Here is a 16,099-nt window from a genome sequence, read left to right as displayed (position 1 = left end):
GCCCCCGCTCTCTTGTCTGATCGGACCGTTTAGAGTGTTTCCCTGTTCATCGAGACATGAAACGCTCTAGCCCTCTAACCCTTTGAAGTTATGCACTTGTGGACGGAAAATCGCCACGTACCTTCCTGGAAGTGCTCTAGCGCGCGGCGCGCGCCGACTTGCGATACCAGCCTTCTCCGGCGAGGGTGTTCCGATGGATTGCCTCGCGCTCGGTAGCATCCGCGCGGGTTTCGGCGCGGATTTCTGCCGTGACCGCCGCATCGGCACGGCGGAAGGGTATCACCTGTACAAGCGGCGTTCCCTTTTCGACGACGTGAAGGCCATCCGGCGCCGTCGCGAAGAACGGAAAATGGATATGAGCGCTATAGCTGTCCGTATCGACAATGCCCGCTACACATTCGAAGTGCTGTCCGGGGCGGTTTAGCGGCGGCAGAAACAGGCAACTCCATCCCGGCGGCGTGCGAATCGACCAGTAATTGTGAAACTTGCAGGGCGGGGAGGGCTCTTTCGGATTGCCCGCCACCTGGTGGGCGCCGTGGTTGCTGACCATCACCCGGTCGAACTCCCAGCCTGCATCGACGCTGCGGCCGTCATCCTTGACGTCAAGGCGCACCGTAGCGGCGATCGGCAGAATCCAGCCGGTGGTCATAGCATCGAGAAAGGGCATGCAGCGTTTGACGGTCAGACCGTTGTTGGTTGCCGACAGGTGCCCTTTGTCGACCGCCGGCAGCCGGCGGAACCAATCCGGCAGAACCGATTTGGCCGGTAGCGGCGGCGCGATGACGCCATCGTCTTCCGGATGGCAGACAAACTGAATGACCTGCGGATCTTTCTTCAGGAAACTTAACATCCCGCTTCTCCCGTTGAATGGCCCGGGAGTAACGGAACGGAGAGGCTTCTATTCCGTCGGGGGGGAGAATGAGCAGAAACTCGACACTGTCGGCTCCTATCATCGCCGTATATAGTTCCGAGAAAATAACGTGCGATCGCTCCGTACGAAGAGAGCGCCACGTCTAAACGGAGTTCGCCGATGAGCGTTGCCTTCATCAAGGAAGAAAGTGCCGAAACGGCCTCGGAAACACTGTTGCCTGACCGGCCGATCTCACCCCATCCGAACCTTGTCACCGAAACGGGATTGAAGGCTCTGGAATTGCACCTCCAACAGGCTCGCGAAGCCTTCGATGCCACAAGCACGATCGAGGACGTGAACGAGCGGCGGCGGCAGTCGGCCGGCCCCTTGCGTGAGCTGCGCTACTTCGCGGAAAGAGTTCGAACGGCTCAGCTTGTCCCCGATCCGGCTTCTTTTGATGTAGTCGCCTTTGGAAGCACCGTCACCTTCAGCCGTGATGACGGGCGGGTGCAGAAATACCGGATCGTCGGAGAGGATGAAGCCGATCCAAAGGCCGGGTCGATCTCCTACGTGTCCCCGGTGGCAAGGGTTCTCATGGGCAAATCTGTCGGGGACGTCGCGAGTGTCGGCGATCAGGAGCTCGAAATCCTAGCCATCTCATAAAGCGCCGATGTCTCCGGCATACGGGCGCGACGCCTACACACGCGCTTCGGCTCCTGCGTACAGACGGGCATATGTTTCGCGAAGTACGTTCTTCTGGACTTTGCCCATCGTATTGCGCGGCAGGTCGTCCACGAAGATCACCCGTTTCGGTTGCTTGTAGCGCGCGAGGCGACCTTCCAGACCATCGAGAATGGCGCGTTCGTCGATGGCCGCACCGGGCTTCCGGACGACCACAGCCGTGACGCCTTCGCCGAAATCCGGATGCGGCAGCCCAATCACAGCCGTTTCCACGACGCCCGGCATCTGATCGATCTCGGTTTCGACCTCCTTCGGATAAATGTTGTAACCGCCGGAGATCACGAGATCCTTTCCTCGCCCGACGATATGGACGTAGCCGCGCTCGTCGATCCTGCCGAGATCGCCGGTTATGAAGAAACCGTCGGCGCGGAACTCGCTCTGCGTCTTTTCGGGCATGCGCCAATAGCCCTTGAACACGTTCGGGCCCTTCACCTCGATCATCCCCGTTTCGCCTTTCGGGAGCGGCCTGCCGCTCTCCGGATCGGCGACGCGAAGCGAAACCCCCGGCAAGGGGAAGCCGACGGTTCCGGCGATGCGCTCGCCGTCATAGGGGTTCGAGGTGTTCATATTGGTTTCGGTCATGCCGTAGCGCTCTAGAATGGCATGTCCGGTCATCTGCGCGAAAGTCCTGTGAGTCTCGGCAAGCAGCGGAGCCGAGCCAGACACGAAAAGCCGCATCCCGGCGGTTGCCTCGCGCGTTAGCCCCGGATTCTGAACTAGGCGCACATAGAAGGTCGGAACGCCCATCATTGAGGTTGATTGCGGCATCAGACGCAGGACTTCGTTCGCGTCGAATTTTGGCAGGTAAAACATCGAGGCGCCGGCCAGAAGAATGACGTTCGATGCAACGAAGAGGCCATGCGTGTGGAAGATCGGGAGGGCTTGGATCAGCCTGTCGTCGGCCGTGAAGCGCCAATACTCGCGAAGCGTGGTGGCGTTCGACAGGAGGTTGTCATGCGTCAGCATCGCGCCCTTGGACCGGCCGGTCGTGCCGGACGTGTAGAGGATGGCGGCGAGGTCATCCGGACCGCGATCGGCGTCGGGGAAATCCGACGCCTTGCCCCGGGCAAGGTCGATCAGCGAGCCGCCACCCTTCTCGTCGAGCGTTTCGACCGCGGCGCCGCAATCGGCGGCATGCTTCGCAATCCCCTCCTTCGCGCCTGGGGCGCAGACGATAAGCCGCGGCTCGGCATCGCCGAAGAAATAGTCCAACTCGGCAAGCGTATAGGCCGTGTTGAGCGGAAGATAGACGGCGCCCGTGCGAAGACAGGCGAGATAGAGCATCAGCGCCTCGGGGCTCTTCTCCACCTGCACCGCCACCCGATCGCCCGGCCGCACCCCCAGGGCGTCGAGCACGGAAGCGATGCGTCCCGAATGCTCCAACATGTCGCCATAGGTCCAGACGCGCCCATCGGCCGTCAGGATGAAGGCGGAGCCGGGGCGCGCTGCCCGGCGTATGGCGTCGAACAGATGGTTGCTCATGAAGTGAACTCCTTGTCACCTTTCCTTCCTGGTGCGTCAGCTGATCGGACGCCCGGGGGAAAAACGTCCGGACCCGGAACGAGGCTACGTGAACTTCTGTCGGCCGGGATCAGCCGGCGGATCGCAGGTGCGGCGACGACCTCGCCACGGGTTGCAAATGCCTCGTGGTTAGTCTCGATGTCGTCGAGCTTGTAAAGATAGTTGACCATCAGCCCGTGGGCCTGGCGCATGGCCCGTTCGGACCGGTCGCCTAGGAAATTGATGCGTTCCAGCCGCGCGCCATTGCCGAGATGGAACCGGGCAACGGGATCAACTGTCTTGCCGTGGAGATTGCGGGCCCTGAGGAAATACCAGGCGGCCGCAGCCGTAAGGCTTGGCTGGATGGCTGCCGCGATCTCCGGCTGATCGGCCCAATCAGGCTCGTCGAGCGCCGCAAGCCTGCTGCGATCGGCGGCCGACAGGGCGTTGGACGCTTCCGTCTGGCGTTCGCGCGACAACCAATCGGCAAAGCCCGGCACCGGCGACAGCGTCACGAAGGTGTCGAGGCGAGGGAGGTCGCGCCGCAGATCCTCCACCACCTGTTTGATCAGGAAGTTGCCGAAGGAGATGCCCCTGAGGCCTTCCTGACAGTTCGAAATGGAATAGAAGACGGCTGTCGTCGCGTCAGTAGCGCGGATCGGAGCACGATCCTCCTTCAGCAGGTCCGCGATGTTGGGAGGCATTTCGCGTGTCAGCGCCACTTCAACGAAGATCAGCGGGTCGTCGACCAGCTGCGGATGAAAGAAGGCGAAGCAGCGCCGGTCCTCCGGCGCAAGCCGCCGGCGCAACTCGTCCCAGCCGCCGATATGATGGACGGCCTCGTAGCGAATGATCTTTTCCAGAATGTCGGCCGGCGTCGACCAGCTGATCAGCCGCAGCACGAGGAAGCCCCGATTGAACCAGGATCCGAAGAGATGCGCGAAGTCCGTATCGACCGCCTCCAGATCGGGGTTTTGGGCTTTAAGTTCGAGGAGGTCCGCCCGCATGCGGACGAGGGTCGCGATGCCGTTCGGCGCAAGGTTGAGCCTGCGGATCAATTCCTGGCGGCGCGGTTCTGCCGCCATGCTCATCTCGAGCAGCGCCTTCGGCGTCGGATCGGCGCGATAGGCGTCGATCGCCCGCTCCAGCCGTTCGATATCAGGGCCGAAACGAGAGAGCAGCGCCAACATGAAATCGCGCCGCTTGTCCTGATCGAAGCCTTGCCAGCGATCCAGAATGTTCTTGGCCAGCGCCATGCCCGACGCCTCGCCCCGGCTCGACAGCAGCGTGTCGCAGAGCGCTTCCATGGTGCCGACCGGATTGACATCGCCGTTTCGGGCCGGACCGAGCGACAGGAATCGCCGGCCGCGCTCGGCAATGCTCTGCAGCATGTCGCTGAAAAATGACGTCGTGTTCATTGGACGGTCCCCAGCATCTGGTTCGGCAGCCACGTCGCAACGTCTGGAAAGACGCAGAGGAGAATGATCGTCAGGAACATGACGAGCACGTAAGGCAGTGAGCCCCAGAGAATGTCCTTCGTCGGAATCTGCGGCGCGATGGCATTGATCACAAAAAGGTTGAGGCCGATCGGAGGCGTGATCAGGCCGACCTCCATGTTGATCGTCAGCACGATCGCGAACCAGTAGGGGTCGAAACCCGCCTGGGTGACGATCGGGAAGAGCATCGGCGAGGTCATCACGATGACGGCGACGGGGGGCAGGAACATGCCGCAGATCAACAGAAAGACGTTGATGACCGCCATCAGCACCCAACGGTTGACCTCCATGTCCGCGATCGCTGCGGCGACGGTCTGTGTGATGAACAGCGACGACAGCGCGAAGGCGAAGAGCTCGGCAGCAGCCATGATCATCATGATCATGACGCTTTCCTTCATTGCCGACCCGAAGATGCCGGCGACGGGCCGAAAGCGGAACAAGCGATAGGCGACGATCACGACTGCCAATGTCAGGAACGCGCCCGCACCGGCTGCTTCAGAAGGCGTGGCGATACCGCCATAGAGTACGTAGAGCGTGCCGGCGATGATCAGCAGGAACGGCAGGATGCGCGGAAGGACGGCCAGCCGTTCCTTCATCGAGTAGCGAACGAGGCGTGCCTCGAATTCGTAGCCCTTGCGTTTGCAATCGATGACCGCCCAGGTCATGAACATGATCGTCAGCAAAATACCCGGCAGGATCCCCGCCATGAACAACCGCCCGATGGAGGTCTCGGTCGCTATTCCGTAGACGATCAGCGTCACCGAAGGGGGAATGAGAATGCCCAGCGTGCCGCCGGCGGCGATGGAGCCGCTCGCGACCGAAGCGGGATAGCCGCGCCGCATCATTTCCGGAATGCCCATTTTGCCGATCGCCGCGCAGGTCGCGGGCGAAGAGCCAGTCATGCCGGAAAAGATGGCGCAAGCTCCGATATTGGACAGAATGAGCCCCCCCGGGATGCGGTTCAGCCACCGGTCGAGCGAGGTGTAGAGATCAGATCCGGCCGGCGAAGAGGCGACCGCCGCGCCCATGAGGACGAACATCGGGATCGACACATAGGCCAGATTGGCGATACCGGAAAACATCGTGTCGCCGAGCACGTAGAAAATGCCGGCGCCGCTTTGCATGTAGAGCGCTGCGAAGGCGGCGAGACCTAAGGCGAAGGCGATGGGCATTCCCGTTGCCAGCAGCACGAAAAGACACGCAACGATCATCAGTCCAGAGACAGTCGGGCTCACTGAATGATCTCCTGTGGATGACGGTCGGCGCCAGGGGCCGAACCCGGTTCGGCCGCGCCATGGCCCATGGCTGCCGGGACTGCCGGGGCGGTGAGGAGCGTCAGAATCTGCGCGACATATTGCAGGCACAGCATGGCAAAGCTGACGGGCAGGGCAGCGAGCGGCACCCAAAGCGGCGGCGCCCAGACGCTGGAGTGTTTCCAGTTTCCCGCCCACGCGTCATGGAACTGAATCCATGTGGCAATCAGCATGACGGCGCAGAACAGGAGCCCGAGCAGGCCCGCAATGATGCGCAGAACGTATCGCGTACGTTCGCCCACCACCATTTCGACGACGTCGATGCCCACATGGCCGCCCTTGAGCAAGACGTAGGGCGCGCCGAGAAACATGGCTGCGGTTGCGGAAAACACGACGAAGTCCGTCTGCCAGATCGTCGCCTGACGAAATACATAGCGCTGCATGATCATCTGGCAGACGACGAGCATCGCCGCAATGAGCAGGGCCGTCGCAACGGCCGCGAGGCCACGCGAAGCATTGCCGACAGCCCGTGAATAGGCCTTGAGCATCAGATCATCCCCGAGTTGCGCTGGAAGGGAATGGCGCGCCGGAGCGCGCCGTTCTGCCGGTCCGCCTTACTTCACGGCGAGCGCCTTTTCGATCAGCTTGTCGCCGCCGGGAACGTTGGCGGCGAAGTTCTTGTAGGACGACGCCTTGGCGAGCTCGAGCCAGGCATCGTAATCCTCCTTCGACATCTCGACGACTTCGACGCCTGCCTTCTTGTAGGTGTCGATCATGACCTGATCGCCCTTGCGGACCTCTTCGTTGAAATAGACTTCCGCTTTCTCGCCGGCAGCGAGGATTGCCTTTTGCTGCTCTTCCGTCAGGCCATCGAAGACGCGCTTCGATACCAGCACCGGTTCGTACATGAACCAGAGGGCATTTTCTCCCGGCGCCGTGAGGCACTTGGCCTGTTCGAACAGGCGATAGGAGACGAAACTCGCCGACGAGGTGTTCGCCGCATCCAGGACGCCCGTCTGCATGCCGGTGTAGATTTCCGACGAAGGCATGGATGAGATCGAAGCGCCGGCTTCCACGAGCATCTCCTCGAAGGCCGGCCCGGCGGCGCGGATCACCTGTCCCTTGATCGTGTCGGGGGAGGTGATGCAATTCTTCTTGGAGCCGAAGGCACCGGAGAGCCACGCATCGGCGATCACCAAGGCGCCGGCATTCTCGATGACCTTCTTTATGTCCCCCATGAACTCGGAGTCGTTAAGCCGCATGGCGCGGTCGAAGTTTCCCACGAGGCCGGGCATCAGCGTCGCGGAGAATTCCGGGTGGCGGCCGGAAGCATAGTCCAAGGGGAACGAAGTCATATCGAGCAGGCCACGTGTAACCGCATTCCACTGATCGTTCGGCTTGTAAAGAGACGACCCCGGGAACACCTGGATTTCGAGGCCGACATTGGCGGCGGCGACCTCGCGGGCGATCAGTTGCACCATCTCGTCGCGAATGTCGCCCTTGCCCCCCGGGAATTGGTGCGACGCCTTCAACACCGTCTGGGCGCCCGCTGTGGAAGCAACCAAGCTGCAGATGGCCGCGACAGCGGAAGTCGTCAACTTCCGTCGAAAACTGCTCATTTCTTCCTCCCTGACATGCCAGCCTCCCGCCGGCTTGGTAATAAGAGTGGAGCCATCTTGCGTACCGTGTCAAGATTTTTGTATACAAGAGAAATGGTTGCTGCATACCGGGACTGGTCGGATAAGGAATGAGCGAAAACATTTTCTACAAGCTGCGGGACGATATCGAGAACGGCATCGTAACGGGCGAGTTCGAGCCGGGTGAACGCCTGGACGAGACGCAACTCGCCATGCGCTTCGGCGTATCCCGCACCCCGATCCGCGAAGCCTTGATGCAATTGAGCGCGATCGGGCTTGTCGAGATCAGACCGCGGCGCGGCGCAGTCGTCGTGGACCCGGCACCTCAGCGCGTCTACGAAATGTTCGAGGTGATGGCTGAACTGGAAGGCATGGCGGGTGCTCTTGCCGCTCGCCGGCATACCGAGGAAGACAGTGCGGCTCTGTTGGCTGCCCATGAGAAATGCCGGGAGGCGGTCCTCAGCGAGGAGACCGATCGCTACTATTATGAAAACGAGATATTCCATCGTGCGATATACACGGCGAGCCATAGCGGCTTTCTCGAGGAGCAATGCACGACCTTGCATCGCCGCCTTCGCCCCTATCGTCGCCTGCAGCTCAGAGTTCGTAACCGCATGAAGGTCTCGTTCAGGGAACATGGAGAGATCGTCGAAGCCATTCTTTCCGGCAATACGGATGGCGCGCGGGAGGGTTTGCGCAGCCATGTGGCGGTCCAAGGAGACCGCTTCGGTGACCTTGTAGCAAACCTCTCGAACCGTGAGCGGCGCAGCGGCCGCCTCAGATAGGAAACCGGAGGGTCGAGGCTTTCCGGCCCAATACAGTACTTGAGAATAACAGGCTGCGCAGGCCACCAAAAATTGACGGTTTTATTTAAAATTCCTGGGTGTTTATTGTGGCTTGGGGGGATTCTTGGTTGACCTCGCGGCAGGTTCCCGAAAAACTCCCAGCGGTTACGGCCAACACGTAGCGTCACGAGAGTGCGACATTGTGCCGAGTGTCGTGGAGGAACACAGGAACCATGACAAGGTCAAGAGGCTCCCTTTTTGCGTTCTTCTGCTTCGTTGTGGCTCTGTGTACCGGCATTGGCGTCAGTCCTCCGGCGTCGGCAAACGGCGATTCCGTGGAAATCTCGTCGAATTTTTCGCGATCGATCAAGGTTGCGAAGGGCAAGACGGTAACGATCAGAGCCGTGCAGCGATTCGATGAGATCGTCATCGGGGATCCGGAGATTGCGACCGTAACCCCTCTGACCGACCGCTCCTTCTATATCCTCGGCAATGAACTGGGCTCGACGAGCGTCACCATTTTCGATGCGGAAAAGAATCCGGTCGGCATTGTCGACATAGAGGTGACGCTCGATACGAAATTGCTTTCCTCGACGATCCGGCAGTCGGTGCCGGGCTCGAGCGTAAAGGTAACCTCGGCGAACGGAAGGATCGTTCTTTCCGGCTCTGCCACGGACGCGGTCGCAGCTACCCAGGCTGAGCAGATCGCATCGCGCTTTGCCGGCGACGAGGAGGTCATCAACTCCATTAAGATCACGTCGTCCCAACAGGTACAGCTGAATGTCAGATTCGTGGAGATCAACCGCGACGTCGGCAAGGAGCTTGGAACCCAGATCAGTGCCGCTTATGCGTGGTCGAACGGGAGTGTCGAGTTCAACTCCTCCCCGCGCGCGACATCCAATACGCCGGCCGGCTCCCTTATCGGCAGCCTCATCGGAGAGGGCTACTCGGTCGATGTGGCGATCGATGCGCTCGAAGACCGGGGCATGGCCCGGCGCCTGGCCGAACCGAACCTGATAGCGCGGTCCGGTGAGACTTCAAGCTTTCTGGCCGGCGGCGAATTTCCCATCCCGATCTCGGAACAGGACGGGACCATTACCGTCAGCTACAAGAAGTTCGGCGTCGGTCTGGATTTCACGCCGACCGTGCTCAGCGACGGCCTCATCGCCCTCGATATCGAGCCGGAAGTTTCGGCGATCGACAATACCGCCTCCTACCGGGTGGGAAATATCGCGATCCCGGGTTTCTCCGTCCGCCGTGCCCGGACATCGGTCGATCTCAAGAGCGGCCAGAGCTTCATGATCGCCGGCCTCCTGCAGAGCGAGAACAATCTCATCACCCAGCGCGTGCCGGGCCTCGGGCAACTTCCCATTCTCGGGGCGTTGTTTTCGTCCAAGGCTTACCAGCGCCGCGAGACCGATCTGGTGATCATCGTCACGCCTCATCTCGTCAAACCGATCGATCCGCTCAAGAAGGTCGCCAGCCCGTCGGATCGAACAAAACGCCCGACCGAAGCTGAATTCTTTCTCGGCAATATCGATGAAGTGGAGGTCAACGGCAGGGGTCGGTCAGCGTCGAGGCAGGCGCGTGTCGTCCGCGCACCGAGTTCCGGCCATTTTCTGGAGCTCCAATGATCCGGAGGAGCAGCAGGCCCAGAGGCTTTCCCGGTCTTCTCTTTGCGTCGTCGATCCTGCTTTCCGGCTGCCAGAATCATGAGCTCGTCCGCAGCGAAACGATTGCTCTGTCCGCAGGCGATGCAATCGCGGCAAACAGCGTGATGCAGATGGTCGATCCGTGGCCGCCACGGGTCAAGCAGACCAGCTTGGCCACGCCGGCCGACCTGGAACAGTATAAGCCGCAGCAGCCGAACGCGGAGCAAAACGGGGGGAATGGTGAGACTTATCCGAACGACACCACGACACAGTAGCAAGAGGGCGGCGATCAGCGAATGGAGATGACAACAGGCGCGTCCGGCCGCAGTGTGCTGGGCCGTTCGGGAGGAGGACGCCGGCCCACGGAACTGGCCATGGCGATCGTCGCCACCGTGATTCTTTCGAGCTGTCAGACGTCGGAGGTGTTGTCGGGTGCCGAATTCGACCCGACATCCGCTCTCGCGTCATCCGGAGACGTGAGCAAGTCCGATCTCGATCAGGGCAAGCTTCAATTCATGAACGGCAATTATGGGCTCGCCGAGAAGCACTTTCGAAAGGCGGTAGAGCTGCGGCAAGATAACGCCGAGGCGCTGATGGGATTGGCGGCCTGCTATGACCGCCTCGGCCGGTTCGATCTGGCGGACCGCGCCTACAATCAATTGCTCAAGGTGGCCGGGCGCCAGCCACGCATCGTCAACAACATGGGATACTCGCAATATCTCCGAGGCGAGAAGGCAAAGGCCCGCAAATTGCTGCTCGAAGCTCGTGCGGCATCACCGGGGGACGAGACAATCGAGGCCAATCTTGCCTTGTTGGACCGCAGTTGAGGGAATGGCGTCGGTTTCCCGCCGCCGGGCGTTGTTGATCCGCTTCGTCTTCGCAGTTAGCTTCGGCGGTCAGCAACTCGGTGATGGCTATGGCCAGTGACGTCCTTGCCCGTTCCTTCGGCAAAGAAGCATTTGGGCTCGACCCGCAGAACTACCACACGGCCCGGCCCGCCTATCCGGAGCTCGTCTGGGACGCGTTACGAAATCGCGCAGGACTCCGCCGCGGTATCTCCATCCTCGAGATTGGAGCCGGAACTGGGCTGGCCACCGAACGCCTTCTTGAAGATCGGCCCCACCGGCTTCTGGCAGTAGAGCCCGACAGACGGCTAGCCAGGTTTCTTCGCGGTCGATTGGACAAGGAAGAGCTCGAAGTGGTGGAGACTCCCTTCGAAAAATTGAAAGTTCCGGAGAAGAGTTTCGATCTCGTCGTCAGTGCGACGGCGTTCCACTGGATTGATGCCGCTCCTGCTCTGCGGCGCATTCATCGACTGCTGCGAGCCGGCGGCACCGTCGCTCTCTTTTGGAATGTCTTCGGGGGCGGTGTCAGGCCTGATCCATTTCATCGGGCGACGGCTCACCTGTTCTCAGGCCATCGTACGAGCCCATCCGGTGGTGGAACGACTAAAACGCCATACGGCCTCGATGTCGGTGCGCGACTGGGTGAGTTGGCGGAGGCTGGTTTCACGGCCGACGAGCCGGAGCTCATAGACTGGACTCTGACACTGGACCCACCCGCTGTTCGACGCCTCTATGCGACCTACTCGAATGTCACGGCACTGCCAGCGGACGAACGGGAAAGGTTACTCAGCGGACTGGAGAAAATAGCCGAAACCGAGTTCGCAGGCGTCGTCACCAGAAACATGACGACGTCGGTTTACACGGGAAGACGAGAGTAACGCGGTGCAGGGGACGGAAAATCAAACTCCCGTACCAGCTCGAACAAAGAGGGTGAGTGTTATGGCGTCGGATCGTGCCGACTTTTACGACGCAGAATTGGCGCGACACAATCGCCAGCTACGGGTTGCTGCCGACTTTGGCGCAGATGATCGGGTGCTCGATATCGGCTGCGGTGCAGGACAAACGACGCGCGAGGCCGCCCGCGCCGCGCCGCAAGGGGAAGCGATCGGTGTGGATATTTCCGCGGAGATGCTTGAGGAGGCAAGGCGACGGAGTGCCGCCGAGGGTCTGCGGAATGCGATGTTCGAGCAGGGCGACGCGCAATTTCACGGATTCCCGACGGGCAGTTTCGACCTTTGCCTCAGCCGGTTTGGCGTGATGTTCTTTGCCGATCCGGCGGCGGCATTTGCCAATATCGGCCGGGCAATGCGCCCCGGCGCGCGCCTTGTGTGGATGGTGTGGCAGAGCCGGGAGCGTAACGAGTGGTCACGTGCTATCCGGCAAGCGCTGGCGCCGGCAATTGCGGTTTCCGCAGGTGCTGCCAACCCGTTTTCACTTGGCGACCCTCCGGTTGCCACCGACCTTCTGAGCGCGGCAGGCTTTACGTCGATCGACTTTGCGGACGTGCAAGAGCCGGTCTTCTATGGATCAGATGTCGATGCGGCGTTCGATGCGCTAACCAGCCTTTATCTTGTTCAGGACGCTCTCGCGAGCACGAATGAACCGCCTGACAAACCACTGCAGCGGCTGCGCGATTTGCTGGAGGGGCATATGACCCCGGAGGGCGTGTTTTTCGACTCTCGCGCGTGGATCATCACTGCCCGCCGGGCAGGCGGAGGAGGCTGACTACGCCGCGAAAGTCGCCGATCAGCACTGTGGAAGGCAGGTATGGGTCAATCGAGCCACATATCGTGCTGGAATAACGCATGATCGCGTTGAGCTTTAGCGGCTCGTCAGTTCCGGTCCGTTCGAGGCGGTGGAATCGCGGTGCCTCCTTTTTGCGACTGCACAAAGCGGATGATGTCGTCAACCATGCGGGCATCCCACAGATCGTTGTGGCCGGCATCGTAGATGAGCATCTGCTTGGGCTCGGGAGCGATCTGATACAGAGCTTCGCCCGAAGACAATGGGATGATGGTGTCGTGCCGGCCGTGGATAAACAGCTTCGGTTGCCTCACCCCTGCGATTTTCAGATCTGAGCGGAAGGGATCCTTGGTGAGGAGGGCAACCGGAAAGAATGGATAGTAGGTCTGAGCGAGCGAGAGGACCGACAGGTAGGCAGACACGAGGATGACCGCGACTGCCGGCCGTTGCCCAGCCGTATCGACCGCCACACCGCTTCCCAGCGACTGGCCCAGCACGACGATCTCGTTTCCGGAACGTGCCGCAAGCCAGTCGAAGGCGGCAATGCCATCGATCAATAAGCCATGCTCGTTCGGCGTCCCACTTGATCCCGGATAGCCGCGATAGGAAAGCGCGAGCAGGCCGATGCCGCGTGCGGCGAGGGCCTGGGCGAAGAAGCCATAGTTGCTAACCCGGTCGGCATTTCCGAGAAAGAACAACACCGAAGGCTGGCCGGGCTCACCCCGGCTATAGAGGCCATGAAGTGTTTCTCCATCGGGTGTCTGGATGGACGCATTCTGGCCCCAGCTCGCGCGCTCGGGCGCCGGCGTTGCGCTTGCCCCAGGGTAAAGGAGCGCGCGCTGTGACAGATACGTCAAGCCAACAAGCGAGATGTATGCGAAAGCCGCCAATAGCGGCAAGATCAGCAGGAGTTTAGTGGCATTCACAGTATCATGCTCGCTCGCTCGTCCGATCCATTGAGATCGTCGGTTAGTATGCCCAAATGGGAGCTGCCATCACAACGCTCTTGTGTCGCCGGTGAGTCTCGACCCTGCTTACGCCGGCGGCATGCGTCCCGAGGAATGTGAATTTTCCTTCACTCCGACATTGAATAAGCCAATCTTGCGATCAAGATTGTTGGCGTGAACTGCGGAGGCGTAACATGAGTAACTCGAAAGACGAGGTAGAACGCATCGATTGGCTCGAAGCGGAGCTTGCTGACACAATCGACGAGGATTACGAGCTTGAGCTTTCAGAACCGACCTTATCCGAGAAAATCCGCGAGATTTACCGTAAAGCGCATCCTCCGGCGCTTCCCCGCATGGATTATTTCCGCGCGCTCCTGGCCTTGCAGGCGGAGCTTATCAAGCTGCAGGACTGGGTCGTCTACCACAAGCAGAAGGTCGTTGTGATCTTCGAGGGACGCGACGCGGCTGGAAAGGGCGGCGTCATCAAGCGCATCACCCAGCGACTCAATCCGCGCATCGTTAGAACGGTGGCGCTGCCGGCGCCGTCCGATCGCGAAAAGACCCAATGGTATTTCCAGCGTTACGTACCACATCTGCCGGCGGGCGGCGAAATCGTCCTCTTCGACCGCTCCTGGTACAATCGCTGCGGCGTCGAACGCGTCATGGGCTTTGCGACCGAGGAGGAGGTCGAGCAGTTCTTCGACGACGTGCCGGAATTCGAACGCATGCTGGTGCGCTCCGGCGTTCGGCTGGTTAAGTACTGGTTCTCGATCACCGACGAGGAACAGCAGCTGCGCTTTCTGACGCGCATCCACGACCCGTTGAAACAGTGGAAGCTCTCGCCGATGGACCTGCAATCGCGCGTCCGTTGGGAAGCGTACACCAAGGCCAAGGAAGAGACCTTCGCCCGTACCAACATTCGCGAAGCGCCATGGCATATCGTCGAGGCCAACGACAAGAAGCGGGCCCGGCTCAACTGCATCGACCATCTCTTGAAGCAAATCCCCTATGAGGATGTGCCGCACGAGGATATCACCTTGCCGGAGCGCATTTTCAATCCCAACTACGAGCGGAAGGTCCTGCCTCCGGAGCTTTACGTTCCTGCGAAATACTGACATCTCGAATACAAACGCGCGAAGACATCCGGCGAGACGCCATCGGGCAGAATGTGTTCGGCAGGTGTCTGGTGCAATCTGGGCGACGATGCAAACTTCTCAGAAGGCATATCGAACCAGGCGCCCCATACGATATACTAAGGCGCAGAATATTCCGGTGGATCGAGGAAGGTTACAAGGCGTCGGTGGAACGCGCCAAGCAGCAGGCGACCGAAGCCGCCGACACGGCCGCTGCCGCAGTTTTCCAGTGGCGCGCTGCTGGGCGTCCTCTCGCTCGTGATAGCCGCCGTCGCTGCCTGGATTTAGTCGGAGATCGCGGGTCAGGATGCTGGAGGTATCCCGGACTTGCCTGCCGCGACGCGGGGGGCCCCCTTACAAGCCTGGCGTAGGGAAGTTCACCTCAAATTGCTCTTCGGAAACAGCACGCGATCGGGCTCTGCGTTCATTCGCGCCAGCATTTCCTTGATCAAGCGTGTTTTGGTGCGCCCCGCTTCCTTCGGCGGCACAAGATAACGTACGATGGCCTCGAGCCAGGTGTTTTCGCTGACGCGAAAATGAACCACGGGATGCTCCTTCACTTCGAGCTCGTCCACCGGCGTATTCGATAGGATGTGCTTATATATCTTCACCTTCTGGCTCATGATGTCGCCGACCTGCTCTTCCACGACCTCTCTCATGGTCCGCGCCACAAACTCCAGATCGCTCTCATAGGCGAGCTGGAACTTGATTTCGTTCCAGACGTAGGGAAACAGCGGCCAGGAATAGTTGAAGACCGGCGTGTCAAACACGGTTGAGTTCGGAAACTTGATGATGCGTCCGCTCGGATGATCGGTCCAAAGGTACTCGCCGCCGAATTCCCACAGCGTCGTATCGAGATAGCTGACGTCAATGACATCGCCATGGGCATCGCCGATGCGAATTCGATCGCCAACGCGATAAGGCGCCCTGGCCAGGATATAGATCCACGCGATGAAACTGGAGATCGGCATTTGCAGCGCAAAGCCAAGAATCAGGGAAATCAGGCCGAGCGAAACGAACGCTGCGTACCAATTTACAAATAAGACCGAAATCGCCACGAAGACGATGGCAACCACGACGACCAACCGAAAAATACGTTTCAGGTTGAAACGCGAGACACGATTGGGAATTCGGCCAATAAGAAAGACTTCAATAACATTCGCAACGGTAAGCATAATAAAGATGAGAAGGCCGCCCTTAACATAGTTCATCACGCGGAGGCGCAAGGGCGCGTCAAGCCAATCCAAGCGCCAATTAATCAGGACTTGGATGCCAAAAAGCAGCAAGGCAGCGGCAGCCAAGCCAACCGTCCACCAGACGTCTTTCTTGCGAAGACTGAAGCGGAATTTTTCCTCGGGCCTTTTCGCCTTCTGTTGCATAGTTTTTGGATCAGCAGTCTGTTGCGCGGCCTGTTCGAGCCGGGAAAGGTTCTCCTGTTCCTTGTCGCGTCGTTCCATGGGTTCACCCCGATGTGGCCATCCACGCCCAACCAGTGCCTTTTCGTTCCTCGACGGCGG

Annotated in this window: 16 protein-coding genes; 8 read left to right on the top strand and 8 right to left on the bottom strand. The window is 60.2% G+C overall.

The genetic code is table 11. From position 1 onward, the window contains the following. Positions 1-136: 136 nt before the first annotated feature. Positions 137-850, bottom strand: a complete 714-nt coding sequence (locus JOH52_RS31855) for a DUF6065 family protein (RefSeq protein ID WP_014532093.1) — start codon at positions 848-850, stop codon at positions 137-139. Positions 851-1,030: 180 nt separating this feature from the next. Between JOH52_RS31855 and greA the strand changes: the two genes are divergently transcribed. Then, the gene (greA, locus tag JOH52_RS31850) at positions 1,031-1,513 is read left to right on the top strand and encodes a transcription elongation factor GreA (RefSeq protein ID WP_010967080.1); all 483 of its coding nucleotides are present in this window, start codon (positions 1,031-1,033) and stop codon (positions 1,511-1,513) included. 33 nt (positions 1,514-1,546) lie between these two features. On the opposite strand, the gene JOH52_RS31845 is transcribed toward greA, so the two are convergent. The 5 genes from JOH52_RS31845 to JOH52_RS31825 form a co-directional block, all read right to left on the bottom strand. Next, positions 1,547-3,073, bottom strand: coding sequence for a malonate--CoA ligase (locus JOH52_RS31845; RefSeq protein WP_014532092.1), 1,527 nt, complete (start codon positions 3,071-3,073; stop codon positions 1,547-1,549). After that, positions 3,070-4,509 (bottom strand): malonyl-CoA decarboxylase, encoded by a 1,440-nt coding sequence (locus JOH52_RS31840; RefSeq protein WP_014532091.1) that lies wholly within the window; start codon positions 4,507-4,509, stop codon positions 3,070-3,072. Before JOH52_RS31840 ends, JOH52_RS31845 begins: the two co-directional genes overlap by 4 nt. Then, positions 4,506-5,822 (bottom strand): TRAP transporter large permease, encoded by a 1,317-nt coding sequence (locus tag JOH52_RS31835; RefSeq protein ID WP_014532090.1) that lies wholly within the window; start codon positions 5,820-5,822, stop codon positions 4,506-4,508. Before JOH52_RS31835 ends, JOH52_RS31840 begins: the two co-directional genes overlap by 4 nt. Next, positions 5,819-6,388: a TRAP transporter small permease subunit gene (locus JOH52_RS31830; protein ID WP_010967083.1), complete on the bottom strand. Its 570-nt coding sequence runs from the start codon at positions 6,386-6,388 to the stop codon at positions 5,819-5,821. Before JOH52_RS31830 ends, JOH52_RS31835 begins: the two co-directional genes overlap by 4 nt. Before the next feature lie 66 nt (positions 6,389-6,454). Continuing rightward, on the bottom strand, positions 6,455-7,459 hold the full coding sequence (locus JOH52_RS31825; protein ID WP_014532089.1) for a TRAP transporter substrate-binding protein: 1,005 nt from the start codon (positions 7,457-7,459) through the stop codon (positions 6,455-6,457). A gap of 128 nt (positions 7,460-7,587) precedes the next feature. On the opposite strand from JOH52_RS31825, the gene JOH52_RS31820 reads away from it, so the two are divergent. The 6 genes from JOH52_RS31820 to JOH52_RS31795 all read left to right on the top strand — a co-directional run bounded on the left by JOH52_RS31820 (position 7,588) and on the right by JOH52_RS31795 (position 12,484). Then, positions 7,588-8,262: a GntR family transcriptional regulator gene (locus JOH52_RS31820; RefSeq protein ID WP_014532088.1), complete on the top strand. Its 675-nt coding sequence runs from the start codon at positions 7,588-7,590 to the stop codon at positions 8,260-8,262. Between the two features lie 233 nt (positions 8,263-8,495). After that, a complete protein-coding gene (locus JOH52_RS31815; protein ID WP_014532087.1) occupies positions 8,496-9,896 on the top strand; it encodes a type II and III secretion system protein family protein in 1,401 nt (466 codons plus the stop codon). After that, a complete protein-coding gene (locus JOH52_RS31810; RefSeq protein WP_010967088.1) occupies positions 9,893-10,189 on the top strand; it encodes a hypothetical protein in 297 nt (98 codons plus the stop codon). The genes JOH52_RS31815 and JOH52_RS31810 overlap by 4 nt, the downstream gene beginning before the upstream one ends. Before the next feature lie 21 nt (positions 10,190-10,210). After that, positions 10,211-10,741, top strand: coding sequence for a tetratricopeptide repeat protein (locus JOH52_RS31805; RefSeq protein WP_014532086.1), 531 nt, complete (start codon positions 10,211-10,213; stop codon positions 10,739-10,741). Positions 10,742-10,824: 83 nt separating this feature from the next. Further along, positions 10,825-11,637 carry a class I SAM-dependent methyltransferase gene (locus JOH52_RS31800; protein WP_017265825.1) on the top strand — a complete coding sequence of 271 codons (813 nt, stop codon included), beginning with the start codon at positions 10,825-10,827 and terminating at the stop codon, positions 11,635-11,637. Positions 11,638-11,698: 61 nt separating this feature from the next. Then, positions 11,699-12,484: a class I SAM-dependent methyltransferase gene (locus JOH52_RS31795; RefSeq protein ID WP_014532084.1), complete on the top strand. Its 786-nt coding sequence runs from the start codon at positions 11,699-11,701 to the stop codon at positions 12,482-12,484. Positions 12,485-12,591: 107 nt separating this feature from the next. On the opposite strand, the gene JOH52_RS31790 is transcribed toward JOH52_RS31795, so the two are convergent. After that, positions 12,592-13,428: an alpha/beta hydrolase gene (locus JOH52_RS31790; protein ID WP_014532083.1), complete on the bottom strand. Its 837-nt coding sequence runs from the start codon at positions 13,426-13,428 to the stop codon at positions 12,592-12,594. Positions 13,429-13,643: 215 nt separating this feature from the next. Between JOH52_RS31790 and ppk2 the strand changes: the two genes are divergently transcribed. Further along, positions 13,644-14,564: a polyphosphate kinase 2 gene (ppk2, locus tag JOH52_RS31785; protein ID WP_010967093.1), complete on the top strand. Its 921-nt coding sequence runs from the start codon at positions 13,644-13,646 to the stop codon at positions 14,562-14,564. A gap of 395 nt (positions 14,565-14,959) precedes the next feature. Here ppk2 and JOH52_RS31780 read toward each other — a convergent pair whose 3' ends face one another. Next, on the bottom strand, positions 14,960-16,039 hold the full coding sequence (locus JOH52_RS31780; protein ID WP_014532082.1) for a mechanosensitive ion channel domain-containing protein: 1,080 nt from the start codon (positions 16,037-16,039) through the stop codon (positions 14,960-14,962). Between the last annotated feature and the right edge of the window lie 60 nt (positions 16,040-16,099).

This window comes from Sinorhizobium meliloti, assembly GCF_017876815.1.
GTDB classification, from domain to species: domain Bacteria; phylum Pseudomonadota; class Alphaproteobacteria; order Rhizobiales; family Rhizobiaceae; genus Sinorhizobium; species Sinorhizobium meliloti.
The sequence above is the reverse complement of the archived record's forward strand: the minus strand, read 5'-3'. Positions and strand labels throughout refer to the sequence as shown.

Bases quoted from the DNA above. Each gene is read 5' to 3' on its own strand.
- JOH52_RS31845 (WP_014532092.1), bottom strand. From the start codon at position 3,073: ATGAGCAACCATCTGTTCGACGCCATACGCCGGGCAGCGCGCCCCGGC.
- ppk2 (WP_010967093.1), top strand. From the start codon at position 13,644: ATGAGTAACTCGAAAGACGAGGTAGAACGCATCGATTGGCTCGAAGCG.
- JOH52_RS31805 (WP_014532086.1), top strand. From the start codon at position 10,211: ATGGAGATGACAACAGGCGCGTCCGGCCGCAGTGTGCTGGGCCGTTCG.
- JOH52_RS31825 (WP_014532089.1), bottom strand. From the start codon at position 7,459: ATGAGCAGTTTTCGACGGAAGTTGACGACTTCCGCTGTCGCGGCCATC.
- JOH52_RS31795 (WP_014532084.1), top strand. From the start codon at position 11,699: ATGGCGTCGGATCGTGCCGACTTTTACGACGCAGAATTGGCGCGACAC.
- JOH52_RS31800 (WP_017265825.1), top strand. From the start codon at position 10,825: ATGGCTATGGCCAGTGACGTCCTTGCCCGTTCCTTCGGCAAAGAAGCA.
- JOH52_RS31855 (WP_014532093.1), bottom strand. From the start codon at position 850: ATGTTAAGTTTCCTGAAGAAAGATCCGCAGGTCATTCAGTTTGTCTGC.
- JOH52_RS31780 (WP_014532082.1), bottom strand. From the start codon at position 16,039: ATGGAACGACGCGACAAGGAACAGGAGAACCTTTCCCGGCTCGAACAG.
- greA (WP_010967080.1), top strand. From the start codon at position 1,031: ATGAGCGTTGCCTTCATCAAGGAAGAAAGTGCCGAAACGGCCTCGGAA.
- JOH52_RS31840 (WP_014532091.1), bottom strand. From the start codon at position 4,509: ATGAACACGACGTCATTTTTCAGCGACATGCTGCAGAGCATTGCCGAG.
- JOH52_RS31815 (WP_014532087.1), top strand. From the start codon at position 8,496: ATGACAAGGTCAAGAGGCTCCCTTTTTGCGTTCTTCTGCTTCGTTGTG.
- JOH52_RS31810 (WP_010967088.1), top strand. From the start codon at position 9,893: ATGATCCGGAGGAGCAGCAGGCCCAGAGGCTTTCCCGGTCTTCTCTTT.
- JOH52_RS31830 (WP_010967083.1), bottom strand. From the start codon at position 6,388: ATGCTCAAGGCCTATTCACGGGCTGTCGGCAATGCTTCGCGTGGCCTC.
- JOH52_RS31820 (WP_014532088.1), top strand. From the start codon at position 7,588: ATGAGCGAAAACATTTTCTACAAGCTGCGGGACGATATCGAGAACGGC.